The organism is Bacillus sp. LQ01 (genome assembly GCF_057624735.1).
Genome location: NZ_JBYEZL010000006.1, coordinates 78,026 through 98,857, shown reverse-complemented (window position 1 = coordinate 98,857; position 20,832 = coordinate 78,026). Strand labels below are relative to the sequence as shown.

Sequence of the window (20,832 nt, the reverse complement as noted above, 5' to 3'; positions counted from 1 at the left end):
TTATCCCTCAAAGAAATAACTTTCTGCTAATTCACGGACAGTCATTTGTTCTGTTTCATCATTAAGTTTTGCAATTATGCTTCGTTCAATCGCTCGCATAACAGGAATATATACACCTAAATCACATGCGTCGATAATACCACGAATACTTGCTGCTTCTTCACTTACACGTCCATCGCGAGCTAAAGGCATAAGGTCGCTTGCAAATGCAACAAACTTTTCAATTGTTGCAACATCATTTAATTTTGATTCTGCTAATAATAGTTCTTTTAATGTATCACCTTGAATGTAAGGAACTTCAATAATAACGAAACGGTTTTTTAACGCTTCATTTAGTTCACTTGTTCCAACGTAACCTTCGTTAATCGCAGCAATTACACGGTATTCGTCATCACCGTATACAACCTCTTGTGTAAATGGGTTTGTAATCATTTTACGGTAATCTAATGCGCCGTGAAGAAGTGGTAACGTTTCAGGTTTTGCCATATTGATTTCGTCAATATATAGGAAGTGACCGTTCTTCATTGCTTTCATAAGAGGACCGTTAACGAATGAAACTTCAGATGCACCATCTTTCGTTTGTAGTGTGTTGTATCCTAAAATACCCTCTACATCTAAGTCGACAGAGCAGTTAATGCTATGCATTGGTTTTTGGAATAAAGAAGAAAGAGTTTCCGCTAGTACTGTTTTACCACTACCAGTCGGTCCTTTTAATAGAATGTTCTTGCCAAGAAGAAGTGCTGTAATCGCATCTTCAATAATGCTATTATCAGACGCTTTATATATTTTCGTTCCGATTAAATGTGCATTTTCACCAGCTTCTTGTTTATTCTTTTCATGAATCGTAGAAAGCTGTTGTTTTAAATCAGCATGTATATGAAATTGTTCTAACATGTATTTCCCACCTAACATTATTTTCATAAAGTAATACATCTTATGATAACTTGTTTTAATATGGTATGCAAAGAAAAGGAAGGAGGATAAAGGGAAAAGAAAAAGCAATCAAGATGAAGTTGATTGCCTACAGTAAAGGAGAAATGAGCCTCATGAAAGACTCCAATATGCGTTTTTTTATACTTCTTTTTTGGAAAGAGTTCCATTTAATTTCAGTTGAATGTTTAAAATCTTCTTCAAAATCACGTTTAATGTCGTGAACTGTTTTTGATTCATAAAGCACGCTAATAATTTCGTAATTCAATTCAAAGCTACGTACATCCATGTTCGCTGTTCCAATAGTTGCAATTGTATCATCAACGAGTACAATTTTTGCATGCATAAAACCATCTTTATAACTGTAAATAGAAGCACCAGCTTTTAAAAGCGGAGTGAAATAGGATTGAGATGCTTGATCACTAATGATGCTATCACTTTTACCTGGATATAAAATCCGTACATCTATTCCGGCAATTGCACTTAAGCGTAATAATGTTAAAGTTTCTTGATCTGGAATAAAGTAGGGTGTAGCGATCCAAATGGATTTTTTTGCAGAGCCCATAACAGCTAATAATGTATTACGAATACTTTTATCATCGGAGCTTGGTCCGCTTGCTACGATTTGAACAGCACCTTCTGCATTTGAAATCTCTTTACCTGGGAAGTATTGTCTATTCATGAATTGATCCCAGGAATAAGTATTTAAACCACTAGAGGCATAGAGCCAGTCTTCTAGAAAGATTGCTTGTAATTTATATAATGCTTTTCCTTCTATTTTTAAATGACTATCACGCCAAACAGGAAATTTCTTGGAACGGCCAAGATATTCATCACCGACATTGAGTCCTCCGGTAAAACCAATTTTTCCATCTACAATAACAATTTTTCGATGGTTACGATAATTGACAGTTTCAAGTAACCAAGCTGAAAAAATAGGGTCAAATTCTACAATTTCAATCCCAGCTTCTTTCATAGGTTGCAAAAATCGTCGTCGTAACGTATTACTTCCAAGGCCATCATAAAGGAAGCGTACAATAACACCATCTTTTGCTTTTTGTATTAAAGCATCTCGAACTTTTGTACCAATTTCATCAGATTTATAAATGTAGTATTGAATATGTATATGATGCTTTGCCTGCTCTATAGCTCGCAAAATTTCTGAAAATGTTTGATCTCCGTTTGTTAAAAGTTTTGTAGTTGTTTTATCTGCGGCAGGACCACCTCCAAATTTTTGTATGACTTCTGTTAAATGTATGGAACGTTCATTTAGTGGGACTGTGAGTAATAACTCTAGTCTTCTTCCTTCTAATATTTCACGGAATAATTTTCTTTGTTCTTCTGAACGATGGAGATGTTTTTTTCTTCTCCAGCGGCTGCGTCCGAAAATAGCGTATAAAAGCACACCTATAATAGGAAGAAGTGCTAATACTAAAAACCATGCTAACGTACTTTGTGGAGATCTATTTTCTATAAAAATAACGAATGAAATTCCGACAATTGTGATGGACCATAGAGCACCGACAAATGTATATAACGAAATATACGATGTATTTAATAGGAACAGAACGATAGATACAATTGTAAATATTAATAGTAATTGAACGATAGGCTTCTTCATTTCTATATAATTCCCCTAATCTTTTTTCAATATAGACTTCTTAAATAGAAGATGTAATATGACATCTTTATTATAAGGTGTTTTGCTTTTTTTACAAAATATAGACATTTCACCTATACTTTCCGCATTTGTCCTACATACAGTGTACTATCCCATTTTTTATCCCACTCTTAACGCATATGAAAATGAAAAAATCGAAAAGGAGCGGAGAAACATGAATTATATAGAAAATAATGGATTGTACTATCGAAATCATCATCATGGAGGACACAATCACTATGATCACCATCATCATCACGGAGGCGGATGGGGCTGGGGTGGTGGTAGTTCATGGGGAGGCGGATTTTTCCCTGGAAGCTTTGCAGGAGGAGTGTTAGGCGGACTGACAGCTGGTGCATTAACAGGTGCAACAAGTGGAGGATATTATCCGGCTCCATATCCAGTAGCTTATCCATCACCATACCCTGTAACGTATCCAATGCCATACCCAGGTTATCAGCAAATACCATATTCGTATTAAACTAAAAAAAGAGGCTATCCTCTTTTTTAGTTTAATACAGTATTTATTTATAAAATAATTCCAAAGTTAAGGTGGAAATATGTTAATATTTTGTTATTGTAATTCAAAAACATGCACATTAATGTAGATTTTCATATTATTATTTGTGAATAGTTATGTAGTATGATCTAATTTCTATTTCGTTATTAAAAACAAAGAGATCAGATATGAGTGGTATTAGTTGGAAACAAGGCTTGCATAGAGCTACTTAAAAGGATTGCAGTATAATAAGGCGCGAAGTAATTAGAGATATGGGAAGCTACCAGTTATAATTGAAACGGTATAATATTGCTTTTTATTACAAATAATATTATGTTATTTTAATCGGTTTATTTAAAAAGATAATTTATGTAAAGGGCTAGTATTAGAAAATGAAATATCTCTATTTCTATGAAGAGAAACAGGTTGTGTTTTAGTCAGATAGAAGCAAGGAGAGATGCGCATGCTAGAACAGAGAGGTCATGCATTATATGACTCTTCGTTGCGAGATTTAAAGTTAGCATTAGATGAGTCTTCAATTGTTGCAATTACAGATCGAAAAGGTCTTATTACATATGTAAATGATAAATTTTGTGAAATCTCTAAATACAAAAGAGAAGAATTAATTGGAAAAGATCACCGTATTTTAAATTCAGGTCATCATCCGAAAACCTTTTTTCAAAACTTATGGAAACGTATTTTGAATGGGAAAGTATGGACAGGTGAGATTCGGAATCGAGCAAAAGATGGTACATATTATTGGGTCAAAACAACAATTGTTCCATTTTTAAATGAAAAAGGAGAGCCTTACCAGTTTATCGCAATACGAAATGATATTAGTAGTAGAAAAGAAGCGGAACAGAGGTTGCGGCTAAGTGAAAGTCGTTATAGGGAACTTGCCTATCATGATGCTTTAACGAGTTTGCCGAACCGTTTGCAATTAATAACGACCGTTAATAAATTGATTGCAGATAAAAAAGAATTTGGTATGATTTACTTTGATTTGGACCGTTTTAAATTAGTAAATGATACGTTAGGTCATATGATAGGGGACTTACTTTTAAGCGAAGTCGCTTCAAGGTTGCATTATGTACTAGGAGAGAAAGATGTTCTGGCTAGGCTAGGTGGCGACGAATTTGTGCTGTTAACAAAAAATCATAGACAAGATGATATGAGGCAGTTAGCGACATCTGTGTTGTCATGTTTCCAGGCACCATTTATTCTTGAAGGCCATGAAGTATATATTTCAGCTAGTCTAGGACTTTGTTCTTATCCACAAGACGGACAAGACGTGGAAACATTATTGAAAAACTCCGACTTAGCTATGTATAGTGCAAAAGAACAGGGGAGAAATGCTGCATGTTTCTTTACAGATGAGCTACGCGCGAAAATAAATCGTAGAATGAAAGTTGAGTTTGCTTTGCAAAAGGCAATTCGTGATGAAGAGTTAGATGTAGTATTGCAGCCTATTATTGATTTGAAAACGAAGAGATATTCTGGTATAGAAGCTCTAGTACGCTGTATGACAGAAGACGGACCTATTTCACCAAACGAATTTATCCCGGTAGCTGAAGAGTCTGGACTTATTATAAAGCTAGGAGACTGGGTATTAGAAAAATCGTGCCGATTGTTTAAAACATTGCCCAATTATCAAGAAGGACTAAAGTTATCAGTGAATTTATCTATACAACAATTAATGCAGAAACGTTTTATTTTCTCTGTACGTAGCATTTTAAAGAGAACTGGTTTTCCTCCGAACCGTTTAATATTAGAAATAACGGAAAGCATAGCAGTCCGCCATTTTGATTATATTATTGCTACATTACAAGAATTAAGAAATATGGGTGTTTTAATTGCTTTGGATGATTTCGGAACTGGCTATTCTTCCTTATATTATTTAAAACAACTACCACTGGATATTGTAAAAATTGATCGTAATTTTATTCGTGAATTTCATTATGATCACGCACAACCAGAACGAACGATTGTAAAATCCGTTATTGAAATTGCTCATAGTTTAAATTTAGCAGTAGTTGCTGAAGGAGTAGAAACAGTAGAGCAAGAGAGTTTGTTACAATCAATGAGCTGTGATTATGTACAGGGATTTTATTATGCGAAACCTTTATCTGTAGGAGAGCTAAAAGAAAAGTTAATTACAGATTTTTAATAAAAAAGAGAAGCCAGCAGCTTCTCTTTATTTAATCCGTTTTTTGTGAGTCTTTCATTAGTACTGGATAAAGAATAAGACCTAATACGAACAATCCAATTCCTAAGAAGAATGTTTTTAAATCAGCAGTTCCCGTTTTGATAACCCAAATAGAGTATACCAACGCTAATGTCGTAATGATTCCATCTTTTACTCGAGATCCTGGCAGTATATCATACGTTTCTCCTGTAATAACTAATTTTAATTGGTACAAGGTAGAAACAAGGTATGGAATTAAATAGGCTAATGTTGCTACGACGATAGCGAAACTATACGCTTCTGAAACAGTACCAGAAATCGTTGAAAATAAGAAAATTTGCGTCATTATATTTGTAATCAATAGTGATTTTGAAGGACTACCTTTTTTATTTGTTTTCCCGAAAAACTTAGGGAAAAGTCCATTTTTTGCTGCCTGGTAAGGTACTTCTGAACTAACAACAATCCAGCCAACTGTAGATCCAAATAAAGATATAAGAGCGAGTAAAGCCATTATATATGCACCTTTATTTCCAATTGCTAAATTTAATGCGTCTACTAATGGTTTTTGAGACTCTTTTAAAGCATCTTGCGGAAGAGCTCCCATTGTAAGTAAAGTAATTGACATGTAAATAAGAAGAGCGATAATTAATCCGAAAATCGTAGCTTTTTTTACATCGCGCTGTGATTTTGCACGATTAGAAAGCATAACTGCTGATTCAATACCGATAAATGCCCAGAGTGTTGCAATAGCAGCTGAATTGATTTGTCCACCTAATGAGATTGATTGTCCTGCTTCATTCATAAAGGTTTGACCGTCTCCGAAATTAGAAGCATTGAAAATGAATAATGTAATTACAATAAACATTGTAAATCCGATAATTTTTGCAATAGTAGCAAGTAGATTCATATTTCCAGCTCGATCAATATTTTGAGAAAGAATATATTGAATTCCCCATAGCATAAGGCTACATACAAGGAAAGTTAACCCTTTTCCGAGTTCTAGTGAAAATCCGTTTATTGAAAAAAGAATTTGCTTACTTTGTAAAACTGGAAAGAATGTTGATAAATATCCAGCAAAGGAAATAATAACAGATGCTGTTGCAGCCCAGTTAGCAGCCCAATATCCCCATGCCATACTATATCCTGCAACTTTACCAGCTTTTTTTGAAGGAAACATCGCTTGAGCATAGCTTTGTGGTCCAGCTTTTAATTCTGGTTTACGAATCGCTAAATTTCCAAATACAAGTGCAATCATAAATACGCCAAGGCCTGTAATACTCCATGCGAGTGTAGAACCCATTGGACCTGATACTTGTGCTAAATTTGCTGGAAGCATAAATACGCCACCCCCAACCATATTCCCGATAACAAATGCTGTTAAAACCCATAATCCCCATTTTTTCGTTTTCATTTTTGTTAACTCCTTTGTAGTAAGTTTTGCTTAAACATCATTTTTTACTAGCTTTTTGACAATAAAAAAAGAGCCATGTAGATAAAAAAATACCTACATGGCTCTTTTGCCAAAGCGTAGGTACAACGGGAATAACCCTTGTACCTACGCGTAATTTTTCCGCTAGGTTTCAAGGGTTACGTATGATGATGATGTTTTTGTGCAAATGTAACTACAGTTGTTGTATAAGTAAGCATAGTTCTTTGCTCCCTTTCTCCTCTGATTTTGAAGTTAGTATACTACATGTTTTTTTGAATGAAAAGAAAAATATAAAAATTTTTATAAAAATACGTTTTAAAGATTAAATATTTACCTATATTTTTCTTGTACTGGAAAATAAGTGAGAGATTGGCAGAAGAGTGAAGCATGTTATAATACATATAGAATTAGAAGGTGACAAGGGGCTATTGTAGATGATGAGTAAGTATGAACAAATTTATACAGAAATCAGTAAATCTATTGATAATAAACAATTAAAAGAGGGATGCAAAATCCCATCAGAAACAGAATTAATGAAGCAGTATGAGGCAAGCCGAGGCACGGTGAGAAAAGCTGTAGATTTACTGCAAGAGCGTGGATATGTGCAAAAAATTCATGGAAAAGGTGTTTTTGTTTTAAAGCGAAAAAATATTGAATTTAATTTTGGCGGTATTGTAAGTTTTCAAGAAGAAAATGAACGTTTAGGACGTCATTGTATTACAGAAGTTGTGGAAATGGACAAAGAAAAAGCCACAAAAGAAATTGCAAAATTATTAAATGTAAAAGAAAAAACAGAGATTGACCATATTAAACGTGTACGAAATATTGATGGAGAAAAAGTAATTTTAGATATAAATCATTTTGTATCTGAGTTTGTTCCAGGATTAACGAAAGAAATTGCAACTGCATCGATTTATAAATACATCGAGAAAGAGCTTGGGCTACATATTAGTTATTCGCAGAGGGTAATTGAAGTACAGCCATGTACAGAGGATGACAGAAAGTATTTAGATTTAAATGGAACAGACTATGTTGTCGTTGTGAAAAACTTTACACATTTGTATGATGGAAGTCAGTTTGAATATACAGAATCACGCCACCGTTTAGATATTTTTCACTTTTCGGATGTGGCACGCAGGAAGTAAAGAGGTGGAACAAAATATTGTTTCATCTCTTTTTTTTATAAAAAAACACAAACTCGTATATACGAGTGTTGACTAACTTATATATACGAGTTAATATGTAATTGTAAACGGTATCAAAAAAAGAAAAGAGGGACGGGAATATGGGGAAAGACTATCGTAAAACAGCAGAGGAAGTGTTGCAGTATATTGGTGGGAAAGACAATATTGAACAAGCTGCACATTGTGTGACGAGGCTCCGTATCGCTTTAAAAGATGAAAGTAAAATAGATAATGATAAATTACAGTCTGTTTCATTAGTGAAAGGAGCGTTTCATAACGCTGGTATATTTCAAGTTGTAATTGGTCCAGGAGATGTAGATCGTGTTTACGCTGAATTGATAACGCTTGCGGGTATGAAAGAATCGACTGTAGCTGACGTAAAAGACTCTGGAAATCAGAAGTTAAATCCAGCTCAAAAGTTTGTAAAAATATTTTCAGATGTATTTATGCCGATATTACCAGCGATCGTAACGGCTGGTTTACTAATGGGTATTAACAATCTATTAGGCGCAAAGGACTTATTTTTTGATGGGAAAAATTTATTAGATGTTTATCCGAACTTAGGCGGGCTTTGGGATTTAATTAATATGATGGCCAATACAGCATTCGTATTCTTACCAGCACTTGTCGGGTGGTCAGCAACGAAGCGTTTTGGTGGTAGTCCAATACTAGGGATTGTTATGGGATTAATGCTTGTGCACCCGGCCTTATTAAACGCTTGGGACTATGGAAAAGCAGCGACTGGTTTAGACGGACAAAAGATTGAGTACTTCGATATTTTAGGACTGTTCCAAATTGAAAAGGTAGGGTATCAAGGTCAAATCTTGCCGGTTTTAGTAGCTGCATTTGTGTTAAGTAAAGTAGAAATTTTCTTAAAGAAACATGTACCAAATGCAATTCAATTATTAGTTGTACCAATTACAACAATCGTTGTGACAGGTGTGTTAGCATTAGGAATTATTGGTCCGGTTACACGTCATATTGGAGATTTATTAACAGTAGGATTAGTAGGTGTATATGAAACAGTACCAGTAGTTGGAGCAGTATTATTTGGAGCGTTATATGCACCACTTGTAATTACAGGTATGCATCATATGTTTATTGCAATTGATTTACAATTGATTGCACAACATGGCGGTACATTTATTTGGCCGATGATTGCTCTTTCTAATATTGCGCAAGGTAGTGCGGCACTTGCGATGTTCTGGATTTCTAAAAATCAAAATGATAAAAGTATGGCATCAACATCAGCCATTTCAGCATACTTCGGTATTACAGAACCAGCGATGTTTGGTGTGAATTTACGAAATAAGTTCCCGTTTTATGCAGCGATTATAGGGTCTGCTGTGGCAGCGATATTCATTACATTAAATGGTGTATTAGCACCTGCTATCGGAATTGGGGGATTGCCAGCATTTATTTCTATCATTCCGAAATCGATTCCAATGTTTATTGTCGGAATGATTATTGCAGTTGTAATCCCATTTACTTTAACATGGTTATTTGCAAAAAGAGTGAAACAGAAGTAGGAGGAAGTTAAACATGAAGGATTGGCATAAAAGTGTAGTCTATCAAATTTATCCGAAGAGCTTTAATAGTTATTACAATAGAGAAACCGGTGATATAAAAGGGGTTACAGAGAAACTAGATTATTTAAAAGAACTCGGAGTGGATTATATTTGGTTAACACCGATATACCAATCACCACAAAATGATAATGGATATGATGTAAGTGATTATTACAGCATTGATCCATCTTACGGAACGATGGAAGAGTTTGAAGAACTTTTAGCAGAAGCGAAAGTACGTAACATTGAGATTATGCTGGATATTGTTGTAAATCATAGTTCGACTGAACATAAGTGGTTTAAAGAAGCGAAGGAAGATAAAAATAGTCCATATCGTAATTACTATATTTGGCGTGATGAAAAAAATAATTGGCAGTCTAAGTTTGGTGGATCTGCTTGGAAATATGATGAGAAGACGGAGCAATATTATTTACATTTATTTGATGAAACACAAGCTGATTTAAATTGGGAAAATGAAAAACTTCGTGAAGAAGTATATGATATGATGCGTTTTTGGCTGGATAAAGGGGTAACAGGATTTCGATTAGATGTCATTAACTTAATTTCAAAAGACCAATGCTTCTTAAACGATGAAGGTAGTACTGCGACAAGTGATGGACGCAAGTATTATACAGATGGTCCGCGTGTTCATGAATATTTACAAGAGATGAACCGAAATGTTTTTGCAGGAAAAGATGTCATTACAGTTGGAGAAATGTCATCTACGACAATTGATAATTGTATTAAATATTCTAATCCTGAGCGTAATGAATTAAGCATGACGTTTAGTTTCCATCATTTAAAAGTAGATTATCCGAATGGTGATAAGTGGACGAAAGCAGAGTTTGATTTTATTAAATTAAAAGAGATTATGTCTAACTGGCAAATTGAAATGCAAAAGGGCGGAGGATGGAATGCGTTATTTTGGTGTAATCATGACCAGCCTCGCATCGTGTCACGCTTTGGTGATGATGGAAAGTACCGAAACAAATCTGCAAAAATGTTAGCGACAGCCATGCACATGCTGCAAGGAACGCCTTATATTTATCAAGGGGAAGAAATCGGTATGACGAATCCTAAATTTGAGTCCATCGAGCAATATCGTGATGTAGAATCGTTAAATATATACGATATAAAGCTAAAAGAAGGGCTATCAAAAGAAGAGATTATAGGGATTTTAAAGCAAAAATCTCGTGACAACTCTCGCACTCCGATGCAGTGGAATGAAGAGATGAACAGTGGTTTTACAACAAGTACACCTTGGATTTCAGCGGCTGAAAATTTTAAAGAAATAAACGTAGAGAAGGCATTAGAAGATAAAGAGTCCGTATTTTATCATTATAAAAAGTTAATAGAGCTTAGAAAAACGTATGATGTAATTACAGAAGGAGAATATGCTATTTTGGATAAAAATGATCCTAAAATTTGGGCATATACTCGTACTACAGAAAGTGAAGTACTACTTGTTATAAATAACTTCTATGGAGAAGAAATAACGTATTCAGTACCAGCGCACGTTCAGTTAGATGGAATGAAACAAGAAGTACTACTGTCGAATTATAAAGATGCCAGCAAGGATATTGCAAAACTTAACTTAAGACCATATGAATCAATTGTGTATCGATATACGAAATAAAAAGGTTGTATGCCCGAGCGGCATACAACCTTTTTATTTTAAGACACCACTATACAAAATGCTTACTTCTACTTCAGGTTTGAATTTTACTTTTGCATAATCTTTATTCCAATTTTTTTTCTTCCATAAGTTAGGATGATAAGCGATAAGATGTCTTCCAATACCGAAAGCATCACAATTTGCTTTTTGTAGTTTTCGTGTTATTTTTTTCGCTTCTTTCGTGAGTTGTTTAGAAAGTTCTTTATTTAGTTTTTCTCTATCGTCCATTGTATACATATTATCTCTTGGAGATTCAAGTGCTATAACTTTTAATTGGAGCTTAATGTGAGCATAAACATTTCCTTTTTTATCTGTTGTTATTTTTAAGTCGCGTTTTAATTTTCGATTACTAATTTCCATTGTTAAATAATCAGATGTCTTCTCAGATTCATCACTAGTCAGTTTTTGGGTTATACGGGCACTTGTTCCCATTTTTCCGGTTAATAACACGAATAAAACAGATTGTTGCAAAGGTAAATGCCCAGTTAATTTATCATTGTTAAATAAAGCTAACCCGTTTGTAACTACTTCTTTTCCTTTTATTTTTATAGAAGGAAGGGTAAAGTCTTTACCGGGATCTAACATTTTTGTAGCAGCTGTTTCTAAAGTTTCTTTTGGAAATACACTCATATCTTCTAAGCTTTTCACTTTTTTCTTTAGAAAATCTCCAATTAGTAAATTTCCTATTTTCTTTTTTTCGAGTATCTCCGATGTTTCACCATCTACTGCAATAAGTTTTACTAAAGCAGTTGGGTTTGTTGGATCTCGAAAGCTGACATCTAAATAGGGGAGTATACCCTTTTTTAGAATTTTGGTTCCGAGTAATTGAACACCATATTTAAAATAGCGAATATTCCCAGTCACATTTTTTTTTAGGGCATCGCCTGTATCCATTATGTTATGCCCGGTTGCTGAATATATTTCATTCTCAAATGAAGATTGCTCTCCGCTTGAACTTTTTACGAGCTCGATTGTTTGCTGGAGTTTATTCTCTTCCGTAATATCAGCTCCAACGCTATAAGCTAAACTTGCCTCCCTTAATGGTTCTTGATCCCAACAGCCAGAAAGGAGGGAACTAGTACATAATATTAAAAGTAATTTAACTCTTTTTGGGAACATACTGTTCTCCTTTCTTCTTTCTTATTATTGAATAAAGTAGAAATAAAAGAGGGAGGACAACGATGAAAATATAGGTGAACTTATCAGTGAAAGTTGAAATTACTTTTAATTCTTCAGGTGTATCTATAAATAAGGCTACACTAAAAGCAATAATACCAACGATTGGAACAGCCTTTTTATGATTAGCAAGGTTGAATATATGTCCAATTCCGATTGAAGCAGCGCAGTAATAACTAGCAATAGAAGCGACAACTGTTATCATCCAAATTGGGATGAAGATTAGGTCCGTTCGATCTATAATTCCAATATGCAAGGAGCGTAATAAGTAAGCAACTGGCTCTGGAATAAGCTCAATTTGCTTTGGACTAAATACGATAAAGCAAATCCAAACGGTAAAAGTATAAAAAAGAGTTACAAATCCATTGGCGATAGAAATGGCCTTCAGTTTTGCAATAGAACTCCCATTTACTTTTGGGAAAGCGATAAGAATAATTTCAAAACCATACATGGCTGTAATTGTTTCCTTGGATGCTTGAATTATATTCCACCATCCGGCTTCTGTAATAGGAAAAATATAAGAGAAATCAGCTCGTGAAAGCCCTAGGGCAATTAAAAGAGCCATTGGAATAATGAGAATAGAGGCCATGACATAAAATCGTACGATGACTTTAAATGTGTTATAAGCTACATAACAACAAGCTACTGTACATAATATGAGAATTGCAGACCACGGAGTTGCGTGTAAAACCCATACTTTAATGACGTTACAAGCATTCAACATAACCGTCATACCGATAAGGGTAAAATAAAAAACATAAGAAAAGCCCAATAGTTTTCCTAACTTATTACCAAATAGCATACAAACACTTTTATACATATCTGCATCAGGAAATCGTTTTAAGAAAAGCCACATAAGTAAAATAATAAGTTGAATGGCAAGCCCCGCGATGAGCGCAGAAATCCAACCACCACCTTTTGCTATCGGATGAAGCCGGTTAGGTAGAGATAGTATACCGACCCCAATTTGGCATTGAATAACGAAAAAGGTAAATTGAACAAGTGAAATTTTACTTTGCGTGTTTGTCACCGTCCTCATCCTCTCTCGTTACATGTTGGCGCTGCATTTTTTTCGGTTTTGGATCATGTGGTCTTTCCCAAAATGACCAAATTGGTAGTCTTATGAAAGAATCTTTCATATCTTTAATCCGCATCGGGGCAACAGGAGAAAGATATGGTGTATGAAATGAATGAAGCTGACATAAGTGAACGAAAGTTATAATGAGACCGAATGATATTCCTACATATCCGAATATGGCAGCAAGGAGCATTAATGGAAAACGAAGAATCCGAACTGCTGAACTCATATCGTTTGATGGAACGAGAAAAGATGAGATTGCAGTTAAAGCTACAACGATGATCATTGTGTAAGAAACGAGTCCAGCTTTTACAATTGCATCCCCAATTACTAAACCACCTACAATACCGATTGTTTGTCCAACGCGGCTCGGCAAGCGAATACCAGCTTCTCGTAATAACTCGAAAATTAACTCCATTAAGAGAGCTTCAAAAATAGGAGGAAGCGGTACTTTCTCTAATGAAGCTTTAATCGTATACACAAGTTCGAGCGGTAACACATCAGGATGAAAAGCAACAGTTGCAATATATAAAGCTGGTAAGAGAAAGGCAATTAAAAAACTTACTAAGCGAATCATTCGGACGAAAGAACCGACAATCCAACGGTTATTATAATCATCTGGTGATTGATAGAAAGCAAATAATGTAACAGGAACGATGAGCACTGTTGGATCTCCATCAGATAAAATAGCAACACGCCCTTCCATTAAATTAGCAACAGTTCTATCTGGACGCTCTGTATTTAATTGCTGCGGAAATGGGGAGAAAGACGTGTCCTCTATAAATTCTTGTATGTATCCTGGTGGCATAAGTGCATCCGTTTTAATGGTTTCCAATCTTCTTTTCACTTCTATAACTAAATCGTCATTCGCTATATTTTGCATATAAGTAATTGCCACTTTCGTGTGCATTTCTTCACCGAGTGTAAAATACTTAACAACTAAATTTGGACTCTTAATGAGTTTACGAATAGAGGTTAAATTAGTTGCTAGATCCTCTACAAAACCAGTATGTGGACCGCGCACAACTCCTTCATTATCAGGCTCTGCTATATCTCTCTTTAAAGATAAGGTTGTTTCGAAAATACAAAAACTGTCGACGTGTTCATGAAAATATAAGGATTTACCTTGTAATAAAAGTTGTATCCCATAATTTAAATTCGTTTCTTTTTTCATATTTAACGTAGAAAAAGCTTTATCTAAAGATAAATCTGATCGCGTTAATAATGGCTCAAGGACTAACTGATGAATTAGATTTGGATCTGCTAAAGATTCGATATATAAGATTGCTCCTTTTCCGTTTTGAAAAGGGAGATCTAATTTTTTTATATCATCAGAATGAGAAAGTTTATTTTCAATGTAATTAATGTTCTCCGGAAGTGATGGAAACATATGCTTTTGGTTTTTACTCTCTTGTTGTTCTTTTTGCTCTGTCATAATTTCCACCTCTTTTAAAGTGCAATTGTTTCTGTTAATTTTTGTCGTTTGTGAGAAATTTATGCTTGAATTATTTTAAAAAAAGAGGATTGAAGGTTACGTTACATTGTCTTTTGTGCATTATTCAATTTCATAGCAGTACTTCTAACATTTGTGTCGAATTAAGAAGATATATAGGAGGGATATATATGGAAATAGCTGTAGAACGTGTTTTTACGAAAGAGATTTTAAAAAGAGCAGCGAATTTGTTTCATGTAACAGTGGAAGAAAAGCCACTTGGAGATTTTGAGAATTATATTTTTAAGGCGAAGGGTGATAATGATGAAGATTACGTATTACGTTTAACACATTCTTCTCATCGTTCTAAACAAGAGGTAGAGGCTGAACTAGATTTTTTACGATATGTTGCGGAGAATGGGGCAAAGGTAGCAGGACCTCTTTATTCAACATCTCGAAATCTCGTAGAAGAAATCGTAGCAGAGGATGAAACTTTCTTTTTCGCTTCCTTATTTACATATGCAAAAGGTGAGCAAGTAAAAGGAGAGGAATCGCCTTATTGGGGCGAGCCTCTCTTTGAAGCATGGGGAAAAGCGATTGGGCAACTGCATCGCCTTACAATGGAATATCCTAAAACAGACTACCGTGATACGTGGGAAGAAGACGAAAGTGGAATTGTTAATGAATTAGAAGATGGTCAAGTGAAAAAGATTGCAGCGGTACTAATGGATGAAATTAAGGCCCTTCCAGTTGAAAGAGAAACGTTCGGTCTTATGCACGGTGATATCCATCAAGGTAATTTTCATTATGATGGTAAAGAGCTAACAATCTTTGATTTTGATGATGCGGCTTATAATTACTTTATACATGATTTAGCGATGGTTCTTTATTACTCTGTTCTATTTACAACGTGGACAGCAGAAGAGAAGACAGATTTTGCTCGTAAACAGTTACAAGTGTTACGAAAAGGATATGAGTATGAGCACAGGCTGGCGGATAGTTGGTATGAATCGTTGCTACTATTTTTACGTTTACGTGATATAGGTTTATATGGAACGCTTCAGAAGAAGTTTAAAGGGAAAGATATGCCTGATAACTTCTTGAAATTATCAGAAGAGCTATACGAAAGAATTATTAAAAGAGAAGCAATTGTGAATATATAATACATTTAGTTTAAAACAAAGTATATAAAACAAATATATACTTTGTTTTTTTATACAAAAATATGTTTACTTTATTAAAATAATATTGTCCTAGATTCGGTATGCACTTATAATTTTATATATATTCTGAATATTCTTTATAAAGGAGGAGGGGAATGTTGGAAACTTTCGTAAATTGGTTAAATAATATTGTTTGGAGTCCAGCACTTGTTTATTTATGTTTAGGAGTAGGTTTATATTTTTCTATTCGAACGAAGTTTTTACAAGTAAGGCACGTAGGAGAAATGGTGAAGCTGACATTTCAAGGAGAAAAATCAGAGGCTGGTGTTTCTTCATTCCAAGCGTTAGCACTTTCGTTATCAGGACGTGTTGGGACAGGGAATATCGCTGGGGTAGCAACAGCGGTTGCATTCGGTGGACCAGGAGCTGTATTTTGGATGTGGGCAGTAGCCTTTTTAGGGGCAGGATCAGCTTATGTTGAATCAACACTCGCGCAAATATATAAGACGAAACATCAAGGGCAGTTTCGTGGTGGACCTGCTTATTACATCGAAAAAGGTCTAGGAGTTAAATGGTATGCTTTAGTATTCGTTGCAGCGACAATTCTTGCAACAGGGCTTTTATTACCAGGTGTGCAAGCAAATAGTATTGCTGTAAGTTTAGAAACGGCTTTTGGTATTAATACTACCGTATCAGGGGCTATATTGGTTGTTGTATTAGCTCTTATCATTTTTGGTGGAGTAAAGCGAATTGTTAACGTAGCGCAAGTTGTCGTACCCTTTATGGCAATAGGCTATATTTTAGTAGCTTGCGTCATTGTTGCTATGAATATTGAAAAATTGCCAGAAGCATTTATGTTAATTATAAGAAGTGCTTTTGCATTAGAGGCGGCTTTCGGTGGTATTATCGGTTTGGCAATTTCTTGGGGAGTAAAACGTGGTATTTATTCCAATGAAGCAGGGCAAGGAACCGGACCACATGCAGCAGCAGCTGCTGAAGTATCACATCCAGCTAAACAAGGTTTAGTGCAAGCATTTTCCGTTTACATTGATACATTATTTGTTTGTTCAGCAACAGCATTTATGATGATTATTACAGGCATGTATAACGTATTTGATGCAAGCGGAAAAAACTTTATCGTAAATAAATTAAATGGTGCACAGCCAGGGCCGGGATATACACAGGCAGCAGTAGAATCTGTTTTCCCTGGATTTGGAAACGGTTTCGTTGCAATCTCGTTATTATTCTTCGCGTTTACAACAATTATGGCGTATTACTACATTGCAGAAACGAATATCGCGTACTTAAATCGTGATAAAGATCGCCCTTGGATGTCTATGGTACTAAAGTTTGTATTTTTAGGAGCTGTATTCTACGGCTGTATAAAAACAGCAGCAACGGCTTGGGCTTTAGGCGACATTGGGGTAGGAATTATGGCATGGGTAAATATCATTGCGATTTTACTATTACAAAAACCTGCATTAGTCGCATTAAAGGATTATGAAAAACAGAAAAAAGAAGGAAAAGATCCAGTATTCGATCCAGGGCCATTAGGAATTAAAAATGCTGATTTTTGGGAGCATGAATACGGGAAAGATAAGAAAGAAGAAGTATCTTAACAGAATAGAAATGAAGAAGCAAAGGGGAAACTCTTTGCTTTTTTTTATGGACAAATTGAAGCTAAAAGTTATTTTTGGGACTATTTTTGAATATAAAAAGAATGTACATGCATTGTTAGGGGAAGGGGGAGTATGTTGATAGAATTTCGTAATGTAAATAAATATTATGGTAACTTTCAAGTTTTGAAAAATATTAATGTGCAAGTGAAAAAAGGCGAAGTGGTAGTAGTTGTCGGGCCTTCAGGATCAGGAAAAAGTACATTGCTTCGATGTATAAATCAATTAGAGGCAATTACAGATGGAGAATTAATTGTACAAAATACAGAGGTACACAATAAAAAAACGGACATGAATGAATTGCGGCGAAATATTGGGATGGTCTTTCAACATTTTTATTTATACCCACATAAAACAGTTCTGCAAAATATTACATTAGCACCGATTAAAGTAAATAAAGTTTCCAAAGAAGAAGCAGAGAAAACAGCAATGCTTTATTTAGAGAAAGTAGGAATCCCAGAGAAGGCTAATGTATATCCGCATCAATTATCCGGAGGACAACAACAAAGGGTAGCAATTGCTAGAGGACTTGCGATGCAGCCGGAAATTATGCTGTTTGATGAGCCTACGTCTGCTCTTGATCCAGAGATGATTGGAGAGGTACTTGATGTTATGAAGGCCCTGGCTAAAGAAGGGATGACGATGGTTGTCGTTACACATGAAATGGGATTTGCTAGAGAGGTAGCAGATAGGATCTTATTTATGGATGATGGTCAAATTATTGAAGATACAACACCGGCGCACTTTTTTGCAAACCCTGAACAAGAAAGAGCTCGTTTATTTTTAAGTCGGGTGCTAAATCATTAGAGGAGGAATTTCATGCTTAAAATGAAAAAATTATTTACTTTAATCGTATTTTCATGTTTATTCGTGCTTGTTGTTGCTGGTTGCGGAAGTAAGAAAGATGAGGCAAAGGAAACAAATACGAAGCAAGGCGGGGCTGTTGAGCAAATTAAGAAACGAGGGAAATTAGTAGTTGGGGTGAAGAATGATACGAATTTATTTGGATTAAAAAATCCTTCAACAGGGCAGGTAGAAGGATTCGATGTTGATGTCGCGAAGGCACTTGCGAAAAAGATTCTTGGAGATGAAAAGAAGCTAGAGCTGAAAGAAGTAACGTCTAAAACACGTATTCCAATGCTGAAAAATGGTGATATTGATGCAATTATTGCAACAATGACAATTACGGAAGAACGCAAAAAAGAAGTGGATTTTTCAGATGTATATTTTAAAGCAGGACAATCGTTACTTGTGAAAAAAGGAAGCAATATTAAGAGTGTCGATGATATAAAACAAGGCGTTAAAGTATTAGCTGTAAAAGGGTCAACATCTACAAATAACATTCGTCAAAAGTCACCAGAAGCGACTGTATTAGAGTTTGAAAATTATAGTGAGGCATTTACAGCGTTAAAGGCAGGTAAAGGTGATGTGTTAACGACAGATAATGCGATCCTTTACGGAATGGCAAAACAAGATTCTAATTATGAAGTAGTAGGAAAAATTTTCACAGATGAACCGTATGGAATTGCAGTGCAAAAAGGGGCAGATGATTTAACGAAAGAGATTAATACTTTAATTAAAGACATGAAAGCAAGCGGAGAGTATGACAAATTATATGAGAAATGGATTGGACAAAAACCAGAAAAGTAGATAGTAAAAGTGAGAGGATGAGAGTACTCATCCTCTTCTTGTAAAGAAAGAGGGGAGAATATGTGCCTGATTTTTCTATATTAACGAATAACATTGATATGTATTTAGAAGGATTTAAATATACAGTTATGTCTAGTGTAATTGCATTGATAGGTAGTTTTATTTTAGGAGTAATTTTGGCAGTAATGCGTATTGCACCTATTCGTATTTTAAATTGGATAGGATCAGCTTTTGTGGAGTTTGTAAGAAATATTCCACTCGTATTAATTGCATTTATATTCTATTTTGCTTTACCTGTAATAGGAATTACTTTAAATGGTTTTGTAGCAGGAACAGTTACGCTTACGGTATATACGGCAGCTTTTATTGCAGAAGTAATTCGCGCTGGTATTTTATCAGTTGCGAAAGGGCAGATGGAAGCTGCTCGCTCTTCAGGGCTAACGTATGTGCAGGCGATGTATTATGTTGTCTTACCCCAAGCAGTGAAAATTGTAATTCCCCCTTTAGGAAACCAGTTTCTCAATTTAGTTAAAAACTCCTCAATACTTGGAATTATTGCTGGTGCTGATTTAATGTATCAAGGAGATTTAATTTCAACGAAGACGTTTGTTACGTTTGATGTTTATATATTTGTCGGGATGTTTTATTTAATATTAACAATTCCGCTCAGTATGCTAGTGCGTTATTTAGAAAAACGCTTAGCAAAGGAGGCGGTGTAAATGGATTTCAAGGGAGCAATTACAGGAGATCATATTCTATTTTTATTAAAAGGATTACTTATAACATTAGAGGTAGCGCTCATAGCAATTGTACTTAGTTTTATTATTGGAAGTGTAATCGGTATATTGCGCTACACGAAAATACCTGTCGTCTCACAAATATTAGGAGTTATAGTTGAAGTGATTCGAAACTTACCACTACTGTTAATTATATTTTTCACGTATTTTGCACTTCCAGAAGCAGGCTTGAAATTAGAAATTATAACAGCTGCAATTGTTGCTTTAACAATATTTGAGGCAGCAATGATATCTGAAATTGTTAGAAGTGGTCTATTGTCTATTGAAAAAGGGCAGGTTGAAGCCGCAAGATCTTCGGGATTAACTTATGTGCAAGCGCTTTGGCATATTATTTTGCCACAAGCATTAAGGAGAATGGTTCCGCCGCTTGTCAGTCAATTTATTTCATTGCTGAAGGATACGTCGCTAGCGGTTGTTATATCACTCCCTGAGCTTATGCATAATGCTCAAATTATTAGCGGGCAAAATGTGAATTACATGATTCCAACATTTATATTAGTAGCTTGTATGTACTTTATCGTAAATTATAGTTTATCAATTTTATCGAGAAGATTAGAACTTCGTTGACTCTTACAATATATGTAAGGGTTTTTTCCTTGTTTCTCCTTATTTTCCTCTAAATAGAATCTGAATCTTGCAATAATTCGATTTTTATATTATTTTATCAGAAAAGTTTTAATTTTATATAGAAAATGTAATCGCTTTCGTGTATATTTTTATTATCAGAAAA

The 20,832-nt window shown here is 34.9% G+C and carries 17 protein-coding genes; 11 read left to right on the top strand and 6 right to left on the bottom strand.

Annotation, left to right across the window (positions count from 1 at the left end):
- Positions 1-894, bottom strand: a complete 894-nt coding sequence (locus tag AC22L0_RS25765) for an ATP-binding protein (protein ID WP_000892973.1) — start codon at positions 892-894, stop codon at positions 1-3.
- A 127-nt stretch (positions 895-1,021) separates the two neighbouring features.
- Positions 1,022-2,551 (bottom strand): cardiolipin synthase, encoded by a 1,530-nt coding sequence (locus AC22L0_RS25760; RefSeq protein WP_000743031.1) that lies wholly within the window; start codon positions 2,549-2,551, stop codon positions 1,022-1,024.
- Positions 2,552-2,765: 214 nt separating this feature from the next.
- Between AC22L0_RS25760 and AC22L0_RS25755 the strand changes: the two genes are divergently transcribed.
- Both AC22L0_RS25755 and AC22L0_RS25750 read left to right on the top strand, forming a co-directional pair.
- Complete coding sequence (locus AC22L0_RS25755) at positions 2,766-3,071, top strand: cobalt transporter (RefSeq protein WP_087964881.1); 306 nt, start codon at positions 2,766-2,768, stop codon at positions 3,069-3,071.
- Between the two features lie 481 nt (positions 3,072-3,552).
- Positions 3,553-5,256, top strand: coding sequence for a putative bifunctional diguanylate cyclase/phosphodiesterase (locus AC22L0_RS25750; RefSeq protein ID WP_000893350.1), 1,704 nt, complete (start codon positions 3,553-3,555; stop codon positions 5,254-5,256).
- Between the two features lie 31 nt (positions 5,257-5,287).
- On the opposite strand, the gene AC22L0_RS25745 is transcribed toward AC22L0_RS25750, so the two are convergent.
- Positions 5,288-6,685, bottom strand: coding sequence for an amino acid permease (locus tag AC22L0_RS25745; protein WP_487272520.1), 1,398 nt, complete (start codon positions 6,683-6,685; stop codon positions 5,288-5,290).
- 452 nt (positions 6,686-7,137) lie between these two features.
- Between AC22L0_RS25745 and treR the strand changes: the two genes are divergently transcribed.
- The 3 genes from treR to treC all read left to right on the top strand — a co-directional run bounded on the left by treR (position 7,138) and on the right by treC (position 11,091).
- Entirely contained in the window at positions 7,138-7,848 is a 711-nt protein-coding gene (treR, locus tag AC22L0_RS25740) for a trehalose operon repressor (RefSeq protein WP_000987244.1), read from the top strand.
- A 140-nt stretch (positions 7,849-7,988) separates the two neighbouring features.
- Complete coding sequence (gene treP / locus AC22L0_RS25735; RefSeq protein WP_000513940.1) at positions 7,989-9,416, top strand: PTS system trehalose-specific EIIBC component; 1,428 nt, start codon at positions 7,989-7,991, stop codon at positions 9,414-9,416.
- A gap of 13 nt (positions 9,417-9,429) precedes the next feature.
- The gene (treC, locus tag AC22L0_RS25730) at positions 9,430-11,091 is read left to right on the top strand and encodes an alpha,alpha-phosphotrehalase (protein ID WP_069605036.1); all 1,662 of its coding nucleotides are present in this window, start codon (positions 9,430-9,432) and stop codon (positions 11,089-11,091) included.
- 33 nt (positions 11,092-11,124) lie between these two features.
- Here treC and AC22L0_RS25725 read toward each other — a convergent pair whose 3' ends face one another.
- Genes AC22L0_RS25725 through gerKA form a run of 3 tightly spaced genes read right to left on the bottom strand, consistent with a single transcriptional unit; the run spans position 11,125 to position 14,819 of the window.
- A complete protein-coding gene (locus tag AC22L0_RS25725; protein WP_000484128.1) occupies positions 11,125-12,249 on the bottom strand; it encodes a Ger(x)C family spore germination protein in 1,125 nt (374 codons plus the stop codon).
- The gene (locus AC22L0_RS25720) at positions 12,230-13,336 is read right to left on the bottom strand and encodes a GerAB/ArcD/ProY family transporter (protein WP_000185796.1); all 1,107 of its coding nucleotides are present in this window, start codon (positions 13,334-13,336) and stop codon (positions 12,230-12,232) included. The genes AC22L0_RS25725 and AC22L0_RS25720 overlap by 20 nt, the downstream gene beginning before the upstream one ends.
- Positions 13,317-14,819 (bottom strand): spore germination protein GerKA, encoded by a 1,503-nt coding sequence (gerKA, locus tag AC22L0_RS25715; protein ID WP_061655590.1) that lies wholly within the window; start codon positions 14,817-14,819, stop codon positions 13,317-13,319. The genes AC22L0_RS25720 and gerKA overlap by 20 nt, the downstream gene beginning before the upstream one ends.
- Positions 14,820-15,007: 188 nt before the next feature.
- Here gerKA and AC22L0_RS25710 point away from each other — a divergent pair, with 188 nt between their 5' ends.
- The 6 genes from AC22L0_RS25710 (at position 15,008) to AC22L0_RS25685 (ending at position 20,669) form a co-directional block, all read left to right on the top strand.
- Complete coding sequence (locus AC22L0_RS25710; RefSeq protein ID WP_087964846.1) at positions 15,008-15,979, top strand: phosphotransferase enzyme family protein; 972 nt, start codon at positions 15,008-15,010, stop codon at positions 15,977-15,979.
- A gap of 158 nt (positions 15,980-16,137) precedes the next feature.
- On the top strand, positions 16,138-17,598 hold the full coding sequence (locus AC22L0_RS25705; protein ID WP_033689169.1) for an alanine/glycine:cation symporter family protein: 1,461 nt from the start codon (positions 16,138-16,140) through the stop codon (positions 17,596-17,598).
- A 132-nt stretch (positions 17,599-17,730) separates the two neighbouring features.
- Positions 17,731-18,462: an amino acid ABC transporter ATP-binding protein gene (locus tag AC22L0_RS25700; protein ID WP_044584131.1), complete on the top strand. Its 732-nt coding sequence runs from the start codon at positions 17,731-17,733 to the stop codon at positions 18,460-18,462.
- A 12-nt stretch (positions 18,463-18,474) separates the two neighbouring features.
- Positions 18,475-19,305, top strand: coding sequence for a glutamine ABC transporter substrate-binding protein GlnH (glnH, locus tag AC22L0_RS25695; protein ID WP_000916491.1), 831 nt, complete (start codon positions 18,475-18,477; stop codon positions 19,303-19,305).
- A 62-nt stretch (positions 19,306-19,367) separates the two neighbouring features.
- Entirely contained in the window at positions 19,368-20,024 is a 657-nt protein-coding gene (locus tag AC22L0_RS25690; RefSeq protein WP_001112667.1) for an amino acid ABC transporter permease, read from the top strand.
- Positions 20,025-20,669 carry an amino acid ABC transporter permease gene (locus AC22L0_RS25685; protein WP_000345955.1) on the top strand — a complete coding sequence of 215 codons (645 nt, stop codon included), beginning with the start codon at positions 20,025-20,027 and terminating at the stop codon, positions 20,667-20,669.
- Positions 20,670-20,832: the final 163 nt, after the last annotated feature.

Bases quoted from the DNA above. Each gene is read 5' to 3' on its own strand.
- AC22L0_RS25710 (WP_087964846.1), top strand. From the start codon at position 15,008: ATGGAAATAGCTGTAGAACGTGTTTTTACGAAAGAGATTTTAAAAAGA.
- treC (WP_069605036.1), top strand. From the start codon at position 9,430: ATGAAGGATTGGCATAAAAGTGTAGTCTATCAAATTTATCCGAAGAGC.
- AC22L0_RS25760 (WP_000743031.1), bottom strand. From the start codon at position 2,551: ATGAAGAAGCCTATCGTTCAATTACTATTAATATTTACAATTGTATCT.
- glnH (WP_000916491.1), top strand. From the start codon at position 18,475: ATGCTTAAAATGAAAAAATTATTTACTTTAATCGTATTTTCATGTTTA.
- gerKA (WP_061655590.1), bottom strand. From the start codon at position 14,819: ATGACAGAGCAAAAAGAACAACAAGAGAGTAAAAACCAAAAGCATATG.
- AC22L0_RS25750 (WP_000893350.1), top strand. From the start codon at position 3,553: ATGCTAGAACAGAGAGGTCATGCATTATATGACTCTTCGTTGCGAGAT.
- AC22L0_RS25745 (WP_487272520.1), bottom strand. From the start codon at position 6,685: ATGAAAACGAAAAAATGGGGATTATGGGTTTTAACAGCATTTGTTATC.
- AC22L0_RS25725 (WP_000484128.1), bottom strand. From the start codon at position 12,249: ATGTTCCCAAAAAGAGTTAAATTACTTTTAATATTATGTACTAGTTCC.
- treR (WP_000987244.1), top strand. From the start codon at position 7,138: ATGATGAGTAAGTATGAACAAATTTATACAGAAATCAGTAAATCTATT.
- AC22L0_RS25755 (WP_087964881.1), top strand. From the start codon at position 2,766: ATGAATTATATAGAAAATAATGGATTGTACTATCGAAATCATCATCAT.
- treP (WP_000513940.1), top strand. From the start codon at position 7,989: ATGGGGAAAGACTATCGTAAAACAGCAGAGGAAGTGTTGCAGTATATT.
- AC22L0_RS25685 (WP_000345955.1), top strand. From the start codon at position 20,025: ATGGATTTCAAGGGAGCAATTACAGGAGATCATATTCTATTTTTATTA.
- AC22L0_RS25700 (WP_044584131.1), top strand. From the start codon at position 17,731: ATGTTGATAGAATTTCGTAATGTAAATAAATATTATGGTAACTTTCAA.
- AC22L0_RS25765 (WP_000892973.1), bottom strand. From the start codon at position 894: ATGTTAGAACAATTTCATATACATGCTGATTTAAAACAACAGCTTTCT.